Origin of the sequence: Rhodococcus sp. R1101 (assembly GCF_000278445.1) — a bacterium.
Classification (GTDB): Bacteria; Actinomycetota; Actinomycetes; order Mycobacteriales; family Mycobacteriaceae; genus Rhodococcus; species Rhodococcus gordoniae.
This window is the reverse complement of the sequence record NZ_AJVB01000492.1, coordinates 1-2,852: the sequence shown is the minus strand read 5'-3', so window position 1 is coordinate 2,852 and position 2,852 is coordinate 1. Positions and strand designations below refer to the sequence as shown.

General features: G+C 68.3%; 3 protein-coding genes. All 3 read right to left on the bottom strand.

Annotation, left to right across the window (positions count from 1 at the left end):
• A partial coding sequence (locus R1101_RS27760) for a ribosome-binding factor A (RefSeq protein ID WP_016935148.1) occupies positions 1-156 on the bottom strand: 156 nt, incomplete at its 3' end.
• 53 nt (positions 157-209) lie between these two features.
• Positions 210-500, bottom strand: coding sequence for a DUF503 domain-containing protein (locus tag R1101_RS0120410; RefSeq protein WP_016935147.1), 291 nt, complete (start codon positions 498-500; stop codon positions 210-212).
• Positions 501-643: 143 nt separating this feature from the next.
• A partial coding sequence (gene infB / locus R1101_RS0120405) for a translation initiation factor IF-2 (protein ID WP_026003520.1) occupies positions 644-2,852 on the bottom strand: 2,209 nt, incomplete at its 5' end.

Here is a 2,852-nt window from a genome sequence, read left to right as displayed (position 1 = left end):
GTAGTACACGGTGGCGTCGTGCAGATCCGCGGTGACCTTCGCGTCGGTGATCGTCACGAACTCGAGCCGCGGATCCTTGATCTCGAGATCGATGGCGGTGGCCACGATGGTGGCGATGCGCTTCGCGAGGCGGCGGGCCCGTGCTGGATCGGCCATGTCGTTCGTTCCCTTCTGTGGCCGCCGGCCGGCGGCCCGTCGTGCGGCCGGGATCAGTCCTCGGGCCCGAACAACCTGCGCCTGACCGACAGCAGATCGAGTTCGGGCCGCTGGGCGACCAGCCGCTCACACTTGTCCAGTATCTCCCCCACGTGCGCGAGATCGGGGGCGACAACCGCCACACCCACCCGCGCACGGCGGTACAGATCGTGTTCCCCGGTTTCGGCGACGGACACCCCGAGCCGGCGCAGTTCGGCGACCACCGGGCGGATCGCCGAGCGCTTCTGTTTGAGCGAATGCACGTCACCGAGCAGCAGATCGAGTTCGAGTGCTCCCAGGTACATCCGTTGCTCCCGTCATCGTCGACGCCTCGGTGCCGATGCACCTCGACGGCCGACCGGGCCGACGGTGCGCCGGCCGAGTCGGGCATCCCGACACGCCCGTGGCGGCGAACGACGAATCGTTCACCGCCACGGCCGCGGGTGGATCAGTCGCGCGGCTTCTCGCGCAACTCGTACGCCTCGATCACGTCGCCGACCTTGATGTCGGAGTAGGTGACCGTCATACCGCACTCGAAGCCCTCGCGGACCTCGGTGACGTCGTCCTTCTCACGGCGCAGCGACGAGATGGTGACCGTCTCGGCCACGACGTTGTTGTCGCGGATGAGGCGGGCCTTCGCGTTGCGCTTGACGATGCCGGACTGCACGAGGCAACCCGCGATGTTGCCGATCTTCGACGACTTGAAGATCGCGCGGATCTCGGCGCGGCCGAGCTCGACCTCCTCGTAGATCGGCTTGAGCATGCCCTTGAGGGCCTTCTCCACCTCGTCGATCGCCTGGTAGATGACCGAGTAGTAGCGGATGTCGACACCCTCGCGGTTCGCGAGCTCGGTGGCCTTGCCCTCGGCGCGGACGTTGAAGCCGATGATCACGGCGTTCGACGCGGCAGCGAGGTTGACGTTGGTCTCGGTGACGCCACCGACACCGCGGTCGATGACCCGCAGGCGCACCTCGTCGTCGATCTCGATACCCATGAGCGCCTCTTCGAGGGCCTCGACGGTACCCGAGTTGTCGCCCTTGAGGATGAGGTTGAGCTCGTTGTGCTCCTTGAGCGCGGCATCGAGGTCCTCGAGGCTGATGCGCTTGCGGCTGCGTGCTGCAAGCGCGTTGCGCTTGCGGGCATTACGCCGGTCGGCGATCTGACGCGCGATGCGGTCCTCTTCGACGACGACCAGATTGTCGCCGGCGCCGGGCACCGAGGTGAAGCCGACGACCTGGACCGGACGCGACGGCAGTGCCTCGAGCACGTCTTCACCGTGCTCGTCGACCATGCGGCGCACGCGGCCGTAGGCATCGCCGGCGACGATCGAGTCGCCGACCCGCAGGGTGCCGCGCTGGATGAGCACCGTGGCCACCGGACCGCGACCGCGGTCGAGGTGCGCCTCGATGGCGACGCCCTGCGCCTCCATGTCCGGGTTGGCACGCAGATCGAGTGCCGCATCGGCGGTGAGCAACACTGCTTCGAGCAACTGTTCGATGTGCAGGTTCTGCTTCGCGGAGATGTCGACGAACATGGTCTCGCCGCCGTACTCCTCCGCGACCAGCCCGTACTCGGTGAGCTGCTGACGGATCTTCTGAGGGTTGGCACCCTCCTTGTCGATCTTGTTCACCGCGACCACGATCGGGACGTCCGCGGCCTGCGCGTGGTTGATCGCCTCCACCGTCTGCGGCATGACGCCGTCGTCGGCGGCAACCACGAGGATCGCGATGTCCGTCGACTTGGCACCTCGAGCACGCATAGCGGTGAACGCCTCGTGACCCGGGGTGTCGATGAAGGTGATCAGGCGATCTTCACCGTTGAGGTGCGTCATCACCTGGTAGGCACCGATGTGCTGGGTGATGCCACCGGCTTCGCCCTCGCCGACGTTCTCCTTACGGATCGTGTCGAGCAGGCGGGTCTTGCCGTGGTCGACGTGACCCATGACGGTGACCACCGGCGGACGCTGGCGGAGGTCTTCCTCGCCGCCCTCGTCCTCGCCGTACTGGATGTCGAACGACTCGAGCAGCTCGCGGTCCTCGTCCTCGGGCGAGACGACCTGCACGACGTAGTTCATCTCCGAGCCGAGCAGCTCGAGGATGTCGTCGTTCACCGACTGAGTGGCCGTGACCATCTCACCGAGGTTGAACAGCGCCTGCACCAGGGCCGACGGGTTGGCGTCGATCTTCTCGGCGAAGTCCGACAGCGACGCGCCGCGAGCGAGACGGATGGTCTCGCCGTTGCCACGCGGCAACCGCACGCCGCCGACCGACGGCGCCTGCATCGAATCGTATTCCTGCCGCTTCTGCCGCTTCGACTTGCGACCACGACGCGGAGCACCACCGGGACGACCGAACGCGCCGGCTGCACCGCCGCGACCGCGGCCACCGCCGCCGCCACCGGGGCGACCACGGAAACCACCGGGAGCGCCTGCACCGGCAGGTGCACCGCCGCCACCACCGGCACCGCCACCGCGGTAACCGCCGCCACCGCCGCCGGGACGTCCACCGGGAGCTCCGCCGGGGCGACCCGGGCGACCGGACGCGGCCGGACGTGCAGCACGCTGCGGCATCGCACCCGGGTTGGGGCGCGGAGGCATCGAACCCGGGGACGGACGAGGTCCGCCCTGACCGGGAGCGGGACGAGGACCGCCCTGACCG

What these genes read in the sequence shown, in the direction of transcription:
- R1101_RS0120410 (WP_016935147.1), bottom strand. Translation starts at nt 500, where the DNA reads ATGTACCTGGGAGCACTCGAACTCGATCTGCTGCTCGGTGACGTGCAT.